13 protein-coding genes and 1 pseudogene are annotated in these 15,051 nt (G+C 65.2%); 4 read left to right on the plus strand and 10 right to left on the minus strand.

Features of this window, described 5'->3' with window-relative positions:
* Window positions 1-3: 3 nt before the first annotated feature.
* The 6 genes and pseudogenes from LMQ14_RS14130 to LMQ14_RS14155 form a co-directional block, all read right to left on the minus strand.
* Entirely contained in the window at window positions 4-768 is a 765-nt protein-coding gene (locus LMQ14_RS14130) for an SDR family NAD(P)-dependent oxidoreductase (protein ID WP_267730220.1), read from the minus strand.
* Window positions 765-3,136 (minus strand): annotated as a pseudogene (locus LMQ14_RS14135) (CaiB/BaiF CoA transferase family protein). Before LMQ14_RS14135 ends, LMQ14_RS14130 begins: the two are co-directional and overlap by 4 nt.
* A complete protein-coding gene (locus LMQ14_RS14140) occupies window positions 3,133-4,104 on the minus strand; it encodes an enoyl-CoA hydratase/isomerase family protein (RefSeq protein WP_267730221.1) in 972 nt (323 codons plus the stop codon). The pseudogene LMQ14_RS14135 and the gene LMQ14_RS14140 overlap by 4 nt, the downstream one beginning before the upstream one ends.
* A 39-nt stretch (window positions 4,105-4,143) precedes the next feature.
* Window positions 4,144-4,980, minus strand: a complete 837-nt coding sequence (locus tag LMQ14_RS14145; protein ID WP_267730222.1) for a mycofactocin-coupled SDR family oxidoreductase — start codon at window positions 4,978-4,980, stop codon at window positions 4,144-4,146.
* Window positions 4,980-6,182, minus strand: a complete 1,203-nt coding sequence (locus LMQ14_RS14150) for a cytochrome P450 (RefSeq protein WP_267730223.1) — start codon at window positions 6,180-6,182, stop codon at window positions 4,980-4,982. Before LMQ14_RS14150 ends, LMQ14_RS14145 begins: the two co-directional genes overlap by 1 nt.
* A 268-nt stretch (window positions 6,183-6,450) precedes the next feature.
* A complete protein-coding gene (locus LMQ14_RS14155; protein WP_267730224.1) occupies window positions 6,451-7,158 on the minus strand; it encodes a TetR/AcrR family transcriptional regulator in 708 nt (235 codons plus the stop codon).
* A gap of 180 nt (window positions 7,159-7,338) precedes the next feature.
* Between LMQ14_RS14155 and LMQ14_RS14160 the strand changes: the two genes are divergently transcribed.
* Together LMQ14_RS14160 and LMQ14_RS14165 are read left to right on the plus strand one after the other, a co-directional pair.
* Window positions 7,339-7,914: a SecDF P1 head subdomain-containing protein gene (locus LMQ14_RS14160; RefSeq protein ID WP_267730225.1), complete on the plus strand. Its 576-nt coding sequence runs from the start codon at window positions 7,339-7,341 to the stop codon at window positions 7,912-7,914.
* Window positions 7,911-8,735 carry a sugar phosphate isomerase/epimerase family protein gene (locus tag LMQ14_RS14165; RefSeq protein WP_267730226.1) on the plus strand — a complete coding sequence of 275 codons (825 nt, stop codon included), beginning with the start codon at window positions 7,911-7,913 and terminating at the stop codon, window positions 8,733-8,735. Before LMQ14_RS14160 ends, LMQ14_RS14165 begins: the two co-directional genes overlap by 4 nt.
* Window positions 8,736-8,738: 3 nt before the next feature.
* Here the strand turns inward: LMQ14_RS14165 and LMQ14_RS14170 are convergent, their stop codons facing one another.
* From LMQ14_RS14170 to LMQ14_RS14180, 3 genes are read right to left on the minus strand one after another with little or no spacing between them, the layout of a single operon-like run.
* Window positions 8,739-9,737 (minus strand): Gfo/Idh/MocA family protein, encoded by a 999-nt coding sequence (locus tag LMQ14_RS14170; RefSeq protein WP_267730227.1) that lies wholly within the window; start codon window positions 9,735-9,737, stop codon window positions 8,739-8,741.
* 31 nt (window positions 9,738-9,768) lie between these two features.
* Window positions 9,769-10,980 (minus strand): FAD-dependent oxidoreductase, encoded by a 1,212-nt coding sequence (locus LMQ14_RS14175; protein WP_267730228.1) that lies wholly within the window; start codon window positions 10,978-10,980, stop codon window positions 9,769-9,771.
* A gap of 32 nt (window positions 10,981-11,012) precedes the next feature.
* The gene (locus LMQ14_RS14180; protein WP_267730229.1) at window positions 11,013-12,626 is read right to left on the minus strand and encodes an arylsulfatase; all 1,614 of its coding nucleotides are present in this window, start codon (window positions 12,624-12,626) and stop codon (window positions 11,013-11,015) included.
* A gap of 104 nt (window positions 12,627-12,730) precedes the next feature.
* On the opposite strand from LMQ14_RS14180, the gene LMQ14_RS14185 reads away from it, so the two are divergent.
* Window positions 12,731-13,750 (plus strand): NAD(P)H-dependent flavin oxidoreductase, encoded by a 1,020-nt coding sequence (locus LMQ14_RS14185; protein ID WP_267730230.1) that lies wholly within the window; start codon window positions 12,731-12,733, stop codon window positions 13,748-13,750.
* 19 nt (window positions 13,751-13,769) lie between these two features.
* On the opposite strand, the gene LMQ14_RS14190 is transcribed toward LMQ14_RS14185, so the two are convergent.
* Window positions 13,770-13,949: a hypothetical protein gene (locus LMQ14_RS14190; RefSeq protein ID WP_267730231.1), complete on the minus strand. Its 180-nt coding sequence runs from the start codon at window positions 13,947-13,949 to the stop codon at window positions 13,770-13,772.
* 374 nt (window positions 13,950-14,323) lie between these two features.
* Here LMQ14_RS14190 and LMQ14_RS14195 point away from each other — a divergent pair, with 374 nt between their 5' ends.
* Complete coding sequence (locus tag LMQ14_RS14195) at window positions 14,324-15,046, plus strand: hypothetical protein (RefSeq protein ID WP_267730232.1); 723 nt, start codon at window positions 14,324-14,326, stop codon at window positions 15,044-15,046.
* Window positions 15,047-15,051 lie beyond the last annotated feature (5 nt).

A 15,051-nucleotide genomic window follows, 5' to 3' on the forward strand; every position in this document is an offset into this window, starting at 1 on the left:
TGGTTACCAGGTCTGTTCGGCGGCGCGCACCAGCATGTGGTTGACCGCCACCCGCCGGTCGCGGGTCACCATGAACAGCACCGCGTCGGCGATGTCTTCGGGCCGCATCTTGACCATTCCGGCCGTCTGCTTTTCGAACGCTTCCCGCGACGCGTCGGCCAGGTGACTGAAGATCTCGGTATCGACGGTGCCGGGACCGACGACTCCGACGCGGACCCGCTTGCCGAGCACTTCTTGGCGCAACCCCTCGCTGAAGGCGTTCACGCCGAACTTGGTGAGCGAATACACCGCGGTGTTGGGCCGGGCCACCCAGCCGGCGGTCGAGCTGATGGTGACCAGGTCCGCGACGCCGCGTGCCGAGTCGGCGGCCGCCTCGATCAAATGTGGCAGCGCCGCGCGAGTGGCGTAGAGAACCCCTTGCACGTTGACGGATACCATCTGGTCCCAGTCCCGCAACAGCGCCTCGGTCGCGGGCGCGGACTGCATCAGGCCGGCATTGTTCACCAGGATGTCGAGGCGCCCCAACTCCGCGACGGTTTGCCGCACCGCGGACGCCACCTGTTCGGCGTCGGTGACGTCGGCGGGCACCACCAGCGCTGTGCCGCCTGCGGATTCGATATCGGCTTTCAGGTCGGCCAACCGTTCGGCACGGCGCGCCAGCAGGGCGACTGCCGCGCCCTCGGCGGCCAGCGCTTTAGCTGCCGCCGCGCCGATGCCGCTGCTCGCACCGGTCACCAGGGCCACGGCCTGTGTCAGTTTCCCGGTCATAACCCGCCCAACGTCGGTGCTGCGGCCAGTATTTTGTGCAGAACATAGTCGGTGTCCTCGCCCAGGTCGGGGGCACCCCGAGTGATCAGGGCCGGATTCCGCGCCATCCGCCAGGCCGGGCCCAAAACCGGGCGCTGGCCTTCGCGGTGATCGGAGACGAAGCGATACAACTCGCGATCCCAGAGTTGCTGATCGCCGATCACGTCAATGGCAGTGGCGCTCTTGGTGGCCGGCACTCCCGCCGCACGCAGTCGATGCGCGAGGTCCTCGGCGTCGAGCTCACGGGTCAGCAGTGCGAGGTCGGTATCGAGTGCCTCCACGTGCTTGCGCCGTTCGGCGAGCCCACCGTAGCGAGGATCGTCGGCCAGTGCGGGGGCATCGAGCAGTTCGCAGAGCCGGCGCCATTCGTCGTCGTTGGCGACGGCCACGCTGATCCAGGAGCCGTCCGCACCGGGATAGCATCCGTGCGGGCACAGGTCGGGATGATTGTTGCCGTCGGGCCCCAGTCGTCGTCCCGTCAGGCTTTGTTCGAGCAGGCAGTCCCCGATCATCGAGGAGAGGGTTTCGACGGCCGAGATGTCGACGAATTGTCCTGTGCCGCTGAGCTCGCGGTGCAGCAATGCGACCACGGCCGCGTAGGCGGCTGCGGCGCCGACCGTGGAATCCCCGTAACGCATGCTGGTTCCGAGCGGCGGCCCACCCGGATAGCCGACCAGCGGGGCAAGTCCGGCCAGCGCCGCGAAGCAGGGCGCGTACCCGGTTTGGTGACCGAGGGGCCCGTCGTTGCCCCACATCTTGATCGAGACCGAGATGATGTCCGGTTTGATCTCCGTGAGCTGCTGATACCCCAAGCCCTGGCGCTCCATCGCGCCCGGCCGCAGGTTGTTGATCACGATGTCGCTGTGCGCGATCAGCTCGCGTAATTGCGCCATGCCCTCGACCGACTTGATATCGAGGTCCACGCTGAGGATCTCGGGATTGATGCTCAGAAAGAACGGTGCGTGGTTGATGTCCGTACCGCCGTAGGCGCGCATCTCCTCGGGCAGGGCCGCCGATTCGACCTTGATCACCTCGGCGCCCAGCATCGCCAGCAACTTGCCGGCGTACGGGCCTGCCCACACCTTGGTGAGCTCGACGACCCGCACTCCTTGCAGCGGCCCACCGCGCGCGGTCTTCGGTGGCTTCAGCTGTGGTGCCCGCACCGCGGGCGGCGGATGTGGCGAATCGAGCCGGCCCAGGACCGCCGCGGTGTGCTCACCCAAAGTCGGTGCAGCACTGGTGATTTCTGCCGGCGACGCGGAGAGCAGGTACGGCACCGTGGGGTATGCCGCGTCACCCAGCGCGGGATGGGTGACGTTCTGGAAGAAACCGCGGTGCCGGTACTGCGGCGAGTCGTGCAGATCGGCAGCCTCGTTGACCGGAACCAACGGCACGCCCAGACGCTGTGCTTCGTCGGCTGCCGTCTCTTTGTCCAAGGCGGCGACCCAGGCCGCGAAACCCTGCTGGAACGCCGCGACCTTTTCCGGGGTGACCGAGAACTCGAGCCAATCGTCGTCGAAGTCGTCAAGCCAAACCGGTTGCCCCATAAGCTTCTTGACGCCGAGCCAGTGCGCGCGGCTGGTCATGTACAAATAGACGAAGCCATCGGCGCAGGCGAAGAACGACGCCGGGCCCTGCTGGTCGTAGTCGTCGCGGGTGCCCAGGGCGGGGACTTCGCCGGTGACCAGGCGCCCCAGAATGCAATCGGCGCGGGAGACCAGCACCGCATGCTGGGAAATGTCGATGGCCTCACCCCGGCCGGTGTGCAGCCGCCCGAACAGCGACGCCGCCACACAGAGCGCCGCTTCCAGTCCGGCCTCGTAATCCGCCATGAACCGCCCCGGCCCCTGCAGCGGCGGCTTACTCGCATCCGGATGGCTGGGAGTGTGATATCCCCAGCCGCTGGCATGGAATACGTTGATGCTCCTTGCATTTGCGTACTCGGCCGCGGCTTTCTCGCCGAACGGGGTGATCGAGCAGGACACCACATTCGGGTGCCGGTCCGCCCAGCTGGTCGTGCCGTCGTCGAGCACCGCGTCGGCACCGGCGATCAGCTCGTGCCGACGCGGATCGGTGGCATCAAGCTCGACGGACTGCTTGTTCGTGTTGAGGTACGCGAACAACGCACTGCCGTCGGCCCCCGTGGCGTCATCCACGATGGGAGAAAACGCCCGGGTGGAACTGCCACACCCGGGCGCCTCGACCTTGATCACCTCGGCGCCGAAGTCGGCCAGCAGTTTTCCGCAATACTCGACCGCTACCGACCCCGCCAGCTCGACGACTCTGAAACCCGTCAGCGCCGACATGCGAGCTCTCCCAAAACGGTCAGGGCTTCGCGCGCCCCGAGCGGCTGAGGCGCCACTCCGGCGGGAAGTTCATGTCGTTGTCCTTCACCACATTGTTGAGGCCCTTTTCGAAGGTGCCGGCGGTGAGGTCAACCGTGTTGTCCACGTCGTTGGAGATCATCGGCAGCATGCCCTCGACCATGCCGACCAGCAGGCTGCCGAAGTACTCGCCCTTGTGCTGCTTGTAGAGCTCCAGGAAGGTCTTCTGCACGGCGACCGTGTCGGTCGGACGGGACTTCGAACATGCCATCGCGTACTTCAGCGTCTCGTCTTCCAGCTTATCGCGGGGCACGACGCTGTTGACGAAGCCGCACTCGTACATCTCCTCCGCGCTGAACGGTCGTCCGGTGAACAGCATTTCGGAGAACTTGCGCAGCCCCATCGTCTCGGCCCACCACCACAGCCGGGGTCCCCAGCCCACGTAGCGGAAGGCCGGGTGCCCGAACAGGGCATCGTCGGAGGAGATCACCAGGTCGGCGTCGCCGGCCTGGTAGAAGTGCCAGCCGTAGCAGTAGCCCTTGGCCTCGATAATGCTGACCTTGCGCAACTCCTGCAGGGGGCGGTTGCCCGCTCGGGCCTTGGCGTAGAAGTCGGTCACCGTGGACAGGTACCGGTACGAGCCACCGGGCGGATACTTCACGTCGTCGTCGTTGATCGCGAGCTCGTGCAGCAGGGGCATGCCAGGGTTCTCGATCATGCCGCGTTGTTCGGGCAGGTCGCCGCCGCTACCGAAATCCTCTCCCTCGCCACGGATCACGACGACCTTGACGTCGTCGTCCACATTGCACTTGTGGATCAGGTCGGCGTAAACCTGCCGCATCCCCAGGCTGGTGGCGTTCTGCGCGTCGGGACGGTCAAAGGTGATGTAGGCGATCCGGTTCGCCTTGTCCTTCTCGAACTTGATGTATTGCTCGGCTTCCTGCTTCATCTTTTCGTAGTCGTATTCAGGCATGAGTTTTCTCCACTTCGCTGTGCTTAATTTAGTTAGTGCTTATTTGAGCAAACTGCCCGCGTCGACGGGAAGTGAAACGCCTGTGACATAACGTGATTCGTCAGAGGCGAGGAATAGGACAGCATTGCTGATGTCGATCGGGTCCAGCCAGGGCACCGGCAAGGTGTGCATCATCTGCGAGATAGGCGCGAAGTCATCGGGCCCAGGCTCGGCCAAATCCGGGCGGAAGAGCCGGTAGGTGTTGTCGTTCATCACCATCGTGGTGCTGACCTGACTGGGTAGCACCGAGTTGACCCGGATCATGTCCTGGCCCAGTTCGACGGCGAAGGCCCGCATCAGTCCGATGACGCCGTGCTTCGCGGCGACGTAGTGGCCGGTGTTCTGGTAGGCCTTCTGTCCGCCGACCGAGCTGGTGAGCACGATCGATCCGCCGCGGCCACCCGAAAGGATGTGCGGTACACCCGCTTTGACGGTGTGCCAGACGCCGCTCAGGTTGATGTCGATCATGTCCTGCCACACGTTCTCCCGAATCTTGTGCAGCCTGCGGCCATCGGTGCCCACGCCCGCGTTGGCGACAATGATGTCGAGCCGGCCCAGTTGCTCGACGCCACTGTCCACGGCGGCTTTGAGCGCCTCGTAGTCGCGGACATCCACCTGTGCGGTCACGATGCGCCGGTCGAGGTTCTTCACCAGGTCGGCGGTTTCGGCGAGATCCTCGGGGGTCGAATGCGGGTAGGCCAAATTGTCGATCGGCCCGCAGATGTCGATCGCGATAATGTCGGCGCCCTCCTGCGCCAGGCGCACCGCGTGACTGCGGCCCTGCCCGCGCGCGGCACCGCTGATGAAGGCGACCTTGCCCTCGACCCGGCCGGTCATTAGGGCACCACGGTTGGCAGGGTTTCCCAGCCCCGCACCGACGAGGTCGGGCTGAGTGTGGCGTTGGCCAAATCGGGCTCCCACTCCGGGAAGCGCTTGAGGATTTCTTCCAGGGCGACACGGCCTTCCAGGCGCGCCAGGGCCGAGCCCAGGCAGAAGTGGGCACCGACGCTGAAGGTGAGGTGGGGCCGGGCGACCCGGTGAATGTTGAATTCGCCTGCGTCGGGACCGAACTGCCGCTCGTCACGGCAAGCTGCCCCGAGCAGCATCAGCATCACGCTGCCTGCGGGCACCGTCTGGTCGTAGAGGCTGACGTCGCGCGTCACATAGCGCGCCATGTGTGGTGCGGGCGGCTCGAAGCGCAGCAACTCCTCGATTGCCTGAGGGATGAGCGAAGGGTTGTCCACGAGTTCGCGACGCTGGTCGGGATGCTCGGCGAGAACCTTGCCCGCCCAACCGATCAGCCGCGTTGTCGTTTCGTTGCCCGCTCCGGCCACCACGTTGAGGTACACGAGAATCTCTTCGCGGGTCAGCCGCCGCGTGACGCCCTTATCGTCGACGAACTCCACGTTGAGCAACTCGGTCATGATGTCGTCGGACGGATTGTCGGCGCGCCAGTCGATGTAGGCCTCGAATTGCTCGCCCACCGACAAGCCATGTTCGGCGGCGCTCATCGGCTTCCCGGGCTCGGTACGCAATTGGGCATTGCCGCGATCGCGGATGTACTCCTGGTCTTCTTCGGGAATGCCGAGCAGCGCGCTGATGACCTTCATCGGCATGATCGCGCCCAGGTCGGTGACGAAGTCGAACCGGCCGGAGCCCACCAACGGATCCAGGGATTGCGCGCAGAACTCGCGGATCATCGGCTCGAGCGCGGCGATCTTGCGGGGGGTGAACATCCGCGACAGCAGCTTGCGGTGCACGTCGTGGATCGGCGGGTCCTCGAAGATCAGCATGCCCGACGGGATCTCGAGGTTGGCCTTGATCAGCTCCATGATCACGCCGCGGGCGGAGCTGTACGTGCCGTGGTCGATGATGCCCTTGTTGACATCGGCGAACCGGCTCAGCGCGTAGAAATCGTATTCCGCGTTGTAGTACAGCGGCGCCTCGTCGCGCAGGCGCGCGAACATCGGATACGGGTCGGCGATGAGCTCGACATCGTACGGATCGAAACGAACATGGCTCTCGGTGCTCGCCGTCACGAAATCCCTCCTAGCACTACCGATTCCGGACGCCGGCACGATCGAGACATCGCTCGATGAGCGCCGGACCCGGTTCGGGCAATTTGTACACTCCGCTTAAATGTGTTTGCTTTCGCAAACGCACGGGCTCGGCTGACAGCAGGCTCGCCGACGGCCCGTGAACGTCGGCTTACTCTATTCTCGTAGAGAACCATATAGCGGATGCTGTGGCAAGACCCAAAGGCACGAAAACCGGCGCGTCGGCCGTCTGATCCGGCGGTGTCCGCGCTCACCCGGAGGCGGCCGCGCGGCGGCCGCGCGCCGAGTGCACATCGCCGGCCGCAGTCAGGCCGCCCCGGTCCGGACTCTTCAGGATGCCGGTGGCGATGGCCGTCAAGACCGCGTCGAGTTGCTCCGGGGTGTCGACAATCCGGTCGCCATGGGCGGCCCGCATCAACAGACCGTTGATGAACGTCAGCGTGACGTTGCTCAGGTCCTCGACCACCGCCGATTCCAACTCGGCCCCGTGCGGCATCAGTTGCACGAGGATCTCGCGGTGCAACTTGGTGAAGGCGTCCGTGGCTTGCTGCAGAATCGCGGCCATCGCGGGATCCCGCGCCGCTTGCATCGTCAGCTCGTAGCGGGCCTTGGTCCAGGACAACTGCGGCTCGGTGCCGGCTTGAATCACCACCTGCGACAACAGTGACGGCGTGGGGTTGTCCCCGGTACTGCCGGCGCTGTCCGCGATGGACTGCAGCCGTTCCAGATCCAGCTCGGCCAGCCGTTCGGCGACGGCTCGCAGCAGTGCGGAGCGGGTCCGGAAATAGAACGACGTGGTGCCGTCGGGAACGGCGGCCTTGCGGTCCACCTTGAGATGACTCAATCCCTTGGCCCCGTCGGCGGCCAACAGTTCGATCGCCGCATCGCACAGATCGCGGCGGCGCTCCGCGGGGTTGGGCTTTCGTCTTTTCACCGACGCGGATGAGTATCGAGCCATGAACACAGGCTTTCGTGGCAAGGATCTAAAGTGAATATTCGCTGACGTGCAGCACGACCATACTCTATGTTCGTAGTGTCCGTAAAGCACGCGTCGCTAGTGCAACGGTGTCATCACGATTCACGCTGATCCCGTCCTGTTGGGCGACAACGGGCGGTTGACCCACTTTGCTTGAGGTCGATGCTCTCGACGACGACCGCTCGGCTGACCTGCGCCATTCTGCTCGGGGCGCTGACGTGCGGCTGCCATACGACCCAACACCCGGCCGCACCCGCCACCTCGACCAGCACCGTTACGTCGACGATCCCACCCGTGGCGCCGGTGGTAAGGATTGCGCCGCTGCCGGTTCGGCCGGTCGAGAAGTCGCAGCCGACCACACCCGAGAAGTGCCCCGCGACGAATCCGGCCGCCCCGGCACCGCCGGACTCCGTCCTGGTCACCTGCGACCTCGCGCGGACCACACGGTATACGTTGGGGCCCGAGACGATGCGACTTGAACTGACCCACGTGGACGCACCCAAGCCGTTGACAGCGGATTTCTATCAGGTGATTCTGACCGTGGACCCGGCCTCGGAGACCGCATGGGCGGCATTCACCGCGGCACACCTGCACGCCCACATCGCGTTCGTCCGCGACGATCTGGTCCTGGAGGCACCGATGATCCAAGAACACGTCACGTCTGGGCAGATCGCGCTGACAACCCAAACGGCTCAGGCGGCCGCTCAGTTGGCCCAATTGGCGGGCCGGCCCGCGTGACCGAACTCGCCATTGGTTTCCTCAACGGATTCGGCCTTCCGCCAATAGAGTTCGTCGAACTGGCCGCAGATCTCGGCTGCCGCTACATCTCCGCGGTGGTGCAGGGCGCACCGTTGGTGCCGCTCGGCTATGCGCCGTTTTCCCTCAAGGACGACCCCGCGCTGCGAAAAGACGTACTGGCCGCGATGCGGCACCATGGCGTGGCGGCCTCGCTGGGCGACGGGTTCCTGGTGCTGCCCGACACCGAAACCAGGTCATTCGGTGCGGATCTCGATGTATTGGCCGAGCTCGGGGTACCCCGCATCAACGTCGTCAGTCTCGATCCCGATCTCGGCCGCACCTTCGACCAGTTCGCCGCGCTGACCGAGCTGGCCGCCCAGCGCAGCATCCAGACCGTCGTCGAACCGGTACCCGGGCTCACCGTTGGTGACCTGCCCACCGCACTGGCCGCACGGGAATACGTGGGACGAGCGGACTTTCGATTGCTGATCGACACCATGCATCTGGTGCGCTCCGGGGCCGGCGCCGCCGATCTCGCGGCCGTCGACCCCGAATACATCGGCTACGCCCAACTCAACGACACGACGCTGCAGCCACGCTTGGAGAACTACATGGAGGAAGCCATGTTCGAGCGCATGGTTCCCGGCGAGGGTGAGCTCCCGCTCATCGACATCCTGTCCGTGCTTCCCGACGACATCGTGCTCGAAATCGAAGTACCCAGAAGGTCATTGGCGTTGGCAGGGGTCAGCCCGATCGACCGGGTGCGCCCGTGTGTTGAGGCAGCGCGCCGCCTATTGGCCGAAATCGTTCGCCAGCAGTAACTTTCAGCTCGGTTCGCGAAGCGGCAGGCCCGCGGCGCGGTAGATACCGTCGATGACGGTCATGTTCTCGATCGCGTCCTGCGGGGTCGTTTTCACCGGCTCACCGCGCAGCACCGCCGCGGCGAACGCGTCGAGCTGGTAGGCGTACGAGGCCCGGCGCGGAAAGCCTTCCACGCGATTGTCGTCTGCGGTTCGCACCGAGAGCCGATGGAACATCTGTGGCATCGCCGGATTGAGCACATTCAGCTGCCCGCGTTCGCCGACCACCTTCGCGCTGATATCGAAAAGACGACGCGACCACATCGAGCAGCGGACGCGACCCGTGTGTCCCCCGGCGAACCGCAGCTCGGCCGTCATTGCCCGGTCGATCTGTGGATCATGCAGTTTCGCCTGCGCCGAAACGACTTCCGGAGTCGAGCCACCGAACGTGCGGACCATGTGGACCGTATAGCAGCCGGCGTCCATCGTCGCGCCGCCGGCCAGCGCGTAGTTGTACCGGATGTTGGAGAACCTCGGCAACGGGAAGCAGAGCGTGGCCTCCACGTGCTTGAGTTTGCCCAGCTCCCCCGAAGCGATGATCTCCTCAGCCCGCAAGGTCAGCGGATGGTAGCGATAGTGGAAGGCCTCCATCACCACTCGATCCGACGTCGCGGCCAGGGCTGCGATCTCGCGGGCCTCCGCGGCGTTGGCGGTGAACGGCTTTTCACACAGCACGTGTTTACCGGCGGCTAGTGCGGCTCGGGTCCACTTGCCGTGCAATCCGTTTGGCAGCGGGTTGTAGATCGCATCGAGGTCCGGATCGGCGATCAGCGCGTCGTAGTCGTCGTGCACCCGGGCGATATCGTGTTTCGCAGCGAAGGCCCGGGCACGCGATTGATCGCGGGCGGCCACCGCGGCGACGACCACCTCGGCGTTGGTCTTGGCGGGTTTGATCAGCGCCGAAGGCGCGATCGCGGCGGCACCCAGGATGCCGATCCGCAGTGGGGCTTCGTTACCAGACACGGAATCGACGCTAGCAGCCGAAGGCTTCGGGTCAGCGCCGGGCGAATGCCGGGGCCCGCTCGGGTCGGACCCCGACGCCGATGAAATACGCGGGGATGAAGGACAGCCACGGCAGTCGCTGCATCACCGTCAGGAAGGCCGCCGGCGGGGTCGGGTTGCCGCCGCGCAACAGCGGACCGAGGCCCCGCTGCAGGAACCGTTGCACGCCTTGGGTTACCGCGGTCGGGAACAGCCGCCGGCGCCGGACGGCCGCCAGGTCGCGATCGCTGACCCGATGCTGCCGCAGCGGCTCGGCCAAGATGGTCGCCGCTGCGACGGCATCCTGGACCGCCAGGTTGATGCCCATGCCGCCCAGCGGGGACATCGCGTGCGCGGCGTCGCCGATGCACAGCAGCCCGTCGGTGTGCCAGCGCCGCAGTCGATCGACCCGGACGTCGAGGTGTTTGATGTCGTCCATGGATGTCAGCGTCTCGACGGCCGCGGCCGATTCCGGAATGAGCGCGGCGACATCGCGGCGAAACGCCTCGATGCCTTTGGCTCGCAGCTCCGGGTCGGTGCCCTTGGCCCCGATGTAGGCGATCTGGTTATAGCCCTCGCGCGGGATCACCCCAAGAGCCTTGCCGGGACCCACCCGCGGCAAAAACGAGAACTCCTGGTCGCCGTCGCGCGGCAGGCTGAACCACCACACGTCGAAGTTCACCGGGAATTCGACACTCTGCAGACCGGCGGCACGGCGCACCGTCGACCATCGGCCGTCGCACCCGACGGTCAACTCGGCCTTCAACTCACCCTGCCCGTCGGGGCCTTCGTAGTGCACCCCGGTGACCCTGCCGCCCTCGCGCAGCAGCCCGGTCGCCTCCGTCTTCATCCGCAATGTGAAGGTCGGTTCCTCCTGTGCTGCATCGGCGAGCAGATTGAGCAGGTCCCATTGCGGCACCATCGCGACAAACGGATGGGGTTGGCGCAGGCGACTGAAGTCGACATAGGTCACCGACCGGCCGTCTGCTTCGAATTTCGCGCTGTGCAGCTCGCTGTGCGGCAAGGCCGCGAAGCGCTCCCACAGGCCCAGCTCGTCGAGCAGCCGCAGCGTGGTGGGATGCACCGTGTCACCCCGAAAGTCGCGGAGAAAGTCGCCGTGCTTTTCCAGCAGCGTGACCTCGACACCGGCCCGAGCCAGCAGCAGCGCGAACACCATCCCGGCCGGTCCGCCGCCGATCACCGCGCATGTTGTCGTCTCGCTCATAGTTCCCCCGAAATCTATTGCCGATAACGAAGTTAGCCGAGTAGCTGCGGGTCGGCGTCGTACACCGAAACCGGCTCGGTGAGCACCCCGTTCTCCTCGACGTAGCGGTCCCACAACTCGAGAAGCTCGGCCAGTTTCTCGGGATGGGTGGCGGCGAGGTCGTGGATCTCGCCCCGGTCGCGGGAGAGGTCGTAGAGCTGCCACGCGCCCGGCCCATAGGGTGGCGGCAGGTAGAGGGCCTTCCAGTCGCCTTGGCGGATCGCGCGGCGGCCGAACAGCTCCCAGCCGGTGCCGCTCTCCCCCGGGTGCACCGCCTCGGTATCGCAGGACAGGTATGGCACCAGCGAGCGGCCGAGCATCGGTTCGACGTCGCGGTCGCGGTAGGAGGTGCCGGGATGCTCGACGCCGGCCAGTTCCAGCACGGTGGGAGTGATGTCCATGACGGTCGCGAACGCCGAGCCGATCGCGCCCTGGCGCGCGAAGCCCGGCCAGGTGACGAAGCCGACCACCCGGATCCCGCCCTCAGTGGTGAACGCCTTGTGCAAACGTGACGGCGCCGTCGCCGCTTGTGCCCAGCGGGGGCCGTACCAGATGAACGACGTAGGCCGACCCAGGTTGTCCAGGCTGTTGTCGCAGTTCTTTTTGATCTGCGCGACGATCTGCGGGCCGCGCAGCGGCATCGCCTCGACGATCGCGCCCTCGGCGCCGTTGTCGGACATGAACATCACGACGGTGTTGTCCAGCTCGCCGGTCTCGGCAAGGTAGTCGATCACCCGGCCGATGTTCCAGTCCATGCGGTCCACCATTCCGGCGTAGACCTCCATGGAGCGGGCCGAAATTGCGCGCTCCTCGTCCGTCATATCGGCCCACTCTGGGGCGCCATCGGCCACAACCGGATGCGGCTCGACATCGGGGGCACACAGGCCGAGGCGCTTGAGCGCCGCCAACCGCTCCTCGCGCAAGGCATCCGGGCCCGCGTCGTAACGACCGCGATATTTGGCGACGGATTCGTCGGGCGCCTGTAGCGGCCAGTGCGGCGCCTGAAACGGCAGGTATGCGAAGAACGGGCGATCGTCGTCCTCGGCGCGTTCGCGGAAATAGCCGAGCAACGTGTCGGTGTAGGAATCCGATGAGTAGAAGTCTTCGCCCACCGTGACGAACTGGTCGTCTTCGGTGTAAAGCGTTGGCACCGGCGAGAATCCACGGCCCGCGGCACCTCCGTAGTGACTGGCACCCGCCGGCAGCAGTGCAAACGAACGCTCGAATCCCCGTGCCCACGGCGATCTTTCAATCGTGTGGCCCAGATGCCATTTGCCCGACATCAGCGTCAGGTAACCGCCATCGCGCAAGAGCTCGGGCAGCGCGACGACCCGGTCGTTGAGATAACCCTCGTAACCGGGCGCGCCCTGAAATCCGGGGACCGCGACCTCCAGCATCGTGCCGATACCGGCGACGTGGTGGTCGGTTCCGGTCAACAGCATCGCCCGGGTGGGCGAGCAGGCCGGCGCGGAATGGAAATCGGTGAGCCGGATACCCGCGTGGGCGAGCCGGTCGAGGTTGGGGGTCTCGATTTCACTGCCGAACGCGCCGATGTCGGAAAAGCCGAGGTCGTCTGCCAGGATCACCAAAAAGTTGGGCCGCTTCACGCTGAAGCATCCTGTCAGGTCCGGCACCCGAATGGAACGTCGGGGAACTGACTAGGCTCGATTTTGCGAAACACCGAGCCCGGACAACGACGAAGGGGCGCGCCATGTTGGCAGAATTCGAGATGTCCATTCCTCTGGTCGCCGCGCCGATGTCCGGCGGCCCGACCACGCCGGCGATGGTGTCGGCCGCGACCGGCGCCGGCGGCCTGGGCATGCTCGCCGCGGGCTACAAAACCGTGGCAGCCGTCGAAGCCGAGCTCAAAACTGTTCGTGCCGAGGGAATCCCGTTCGGCATCAACCTCTTTGCGCCAAACCCGGTGCCGGTCGACCCGGACAGTTACCGGGCATACGCCGCGATCGTCCAGCAAGAGGCCGACCAGTTCGGCCTCGCCCTACCTGCCGATCCCATCGAGGACACCGACCGATTCGACGAGAAGGTCGCGCTGTTGCTCGATGACCCGGTGCCGATGGTGTCGTTCACGTTCGGCATCCCGCCGCACAGCGTGATCACCGCGCTGCAGCAGGCCAATACCGTAGTGGTCCAAACGGTGACGACGCCGGACGAGGCGGCACAGGCACATGACGCCGGCGTCGACATGCTGGCGCTGCAGGCGGCGGTCGCCGGTGGGCATTCCGGAACGCTTTCGCCGCTGCGGCCGTTGCAACCGGTTCCGATCGTGGATCTGGTCAAACAGGTCACGGCGACCGTGCCGCTGCCGGTGCTGGCGGCCGGCGGGCTGGCCACACCCGACGCGGTGGCCGACGTGATCCGCGCGGGGGCCGCAGCGGCCATTGTCGGCACCGTTTTGCTGCGCGCCACCGAGAGCGGTGCGTCGGCAACTCACCAGGCCGCCCTGACCGATCCCGCTCGGACCGAGACGGTGTTGACCCATGCCTTCACCGGACGCCCCGCCCGCGGGTTGCGCAACACGTTCATCGACGACCACGAGGCCCAGGCACCGTTCGGCTATCCCGCACTTCATTACCTGACCAGCCCGCTGCGCAAAGCCGCTGCGGCAGCAGGGAAACCCGACTACGTCCACCTGTGGGCAGGCACCGGATACCGGCACGCGACCGCCGAACCCACCGCGGACATCCTGCGGCGGCTTGCTTCTAATCTGTGATTATTCGCGGCTGAAGAACTCAGTTGCTCAGGTACAGGTACCAAAGGCCATCCGAATGCTGGACACATGAGAAATGAGTCCAGGTCCCGGGGTGGACGACCTCGACGTGCGGACCGTCCGCCATACAGCCCGCCTGAGTCGCGTAGTTACCCTCAACCAGAATCTCATCGGCGTTGCTGATACCCACGCCGGTGGTCATTAGCCCAGCAAACGCCAGGACACTAGCGGCTATCATCTTTCTCACGGCAAACCTCCTGTTCATGCTCACGCATATCTACGCGCTTGAGGCCCCGACACCCCCAGCTGTGCCTTGACGCTACCCCCTCCCGATCGGTAATGCAGCAAATTAATGGAATTTGCGAGATCACCCGACCCGCCTGCTGTGACCAGTCAGTGCCGTCCAGGCAGTACTCGGCGCGGTTCAGCGTCTCGTAAGCACCTAATGGGGCCGCGCCGAACATTGAATTGTTCGGATAATGCAGGCCGCAAACTACCGATACGCGAGGTGAAACAATGGTGTATAAGCGGTACTTTCGATATGCGCTCAAAGCTCACAGCCGTTAAATTGTGCGGGTGGACACCTCGCCAGCCGATGTGACCAAGATCCGGCACACGGTCGACGCACCCCACGGTGCGGTTACCGAACTGGCTCCTACCGACGCGCCGACTGTCGTTGCTTCCGATCGGACGACCGCACCCATTCAGCTCGCCCAGCCCGCGCACCGTTTCTGGACCAAGGAACTTGTTTTGGCGCTCGCGGGAATGCTGGCCACCCTTATCGTCGCAGTTGCCGCCTCGTATTTCGCGTACCAAACCAGCGTTGCTACGGCTGAAACCGTGCGCAAACAAAGCGAAGTCGAATTTGCGCGAAATGAGCGCAAGAGCACCTATACAGAACTCTTGGCCAAGATGCAGATCATGGTGGCCATCGAGCAAGAGGTCGATATTTCTCGATACAACCGAGTGGCCGACCCACTTACCGAACCAGCCTTCCTTGACGAAATCGGTAAATGGGAATCCGCAAGCCTCCAATTGTCCAATGCCGCGGCGGCGGTCGACTTGGTCGGATCGGCATCCATGCGGCTTCGGACGCTGGCCCTGCGCGAGGCCAACAACTCCCTCTCCACTGCCTACGCGGCGCTGAATACCGAATATCTGCGCACCCCGATGGATCGCCAGAAAGTCGACGCGGCGATCAGGGAGTTCGATTCACGACGCACCGCGATGATTCGGGCCCGAGTGGACCTTATCGACGAAGCTCGCGCGGATCTGGGGATGTTGGGCAACCAGCGGTGAGCCCG

The organism is Mycobacterium sp. Aquia_213 (assembly GCF_026625985.1).
Lineage (GTDB): Bacteria > Actinomycetota > Actinomycetes > Mycobacteriales > Mycobacteriaceae > Mycobacterium.

Coding starts and splice junctions, on each gene's coding strand:
- LMQ14_RS14130 (WP_267730220.1), bottom strand. CDS start 768: ATGACCGGGAAACTGACACAGGCCGTGGCCCTGGTGACCGGTGCGAGC.
- LMQ14_RS14140 (WP_267730221.1), bottom strand. CDS start 4,104: ATGCCTGAATACGACTACGAAAAGATGAAGCAGGAAGCCGAGCAATAC.
- LMQ14_RS14145 (WP_267730222.1), bottom strand. CDS start 4,980: ATGACCGGCCGGGTCGAGGGCAAGGTCGCCTTCATCAGCGGTGCCGCG.
- LMQ14_RS14155 (WP_267730224.1), bottom strand. CDS start 7,158: ATGGCTCGATACTCATCCGCGTCGGTGAAAAGACGAAAGCCCAACCCC.
- LMQ14_RS14160 (WP_267730225.1), top strand. CDS start 7,339: ATGCTCTCGACGACGACCGCTCGGCTGACCTGCGCCATTCTGCTCGGG.
- LMQ14_RS14175 (WP_267730228.1), bottom strand. CDS start 10,980: ATGAGCGAGACGACAACATGCGCGGTGATCGGCGGCGGACCGGCCGGG.
- LMQ14_RS14185 (WP_267730230.1), top strand. CDS start 12,731: ATGTTGGCAGAATTCGAGATGTCCATTCCTCTGGTCGCCGCGCCGATG.
- LMQ14_RS14190 (WP_267730231.1), bottom strand. CDS start 13,949: ATGACCACCGGCGTGGGTATCAGCAACGCCGATGAGATTCTGGTTGAG.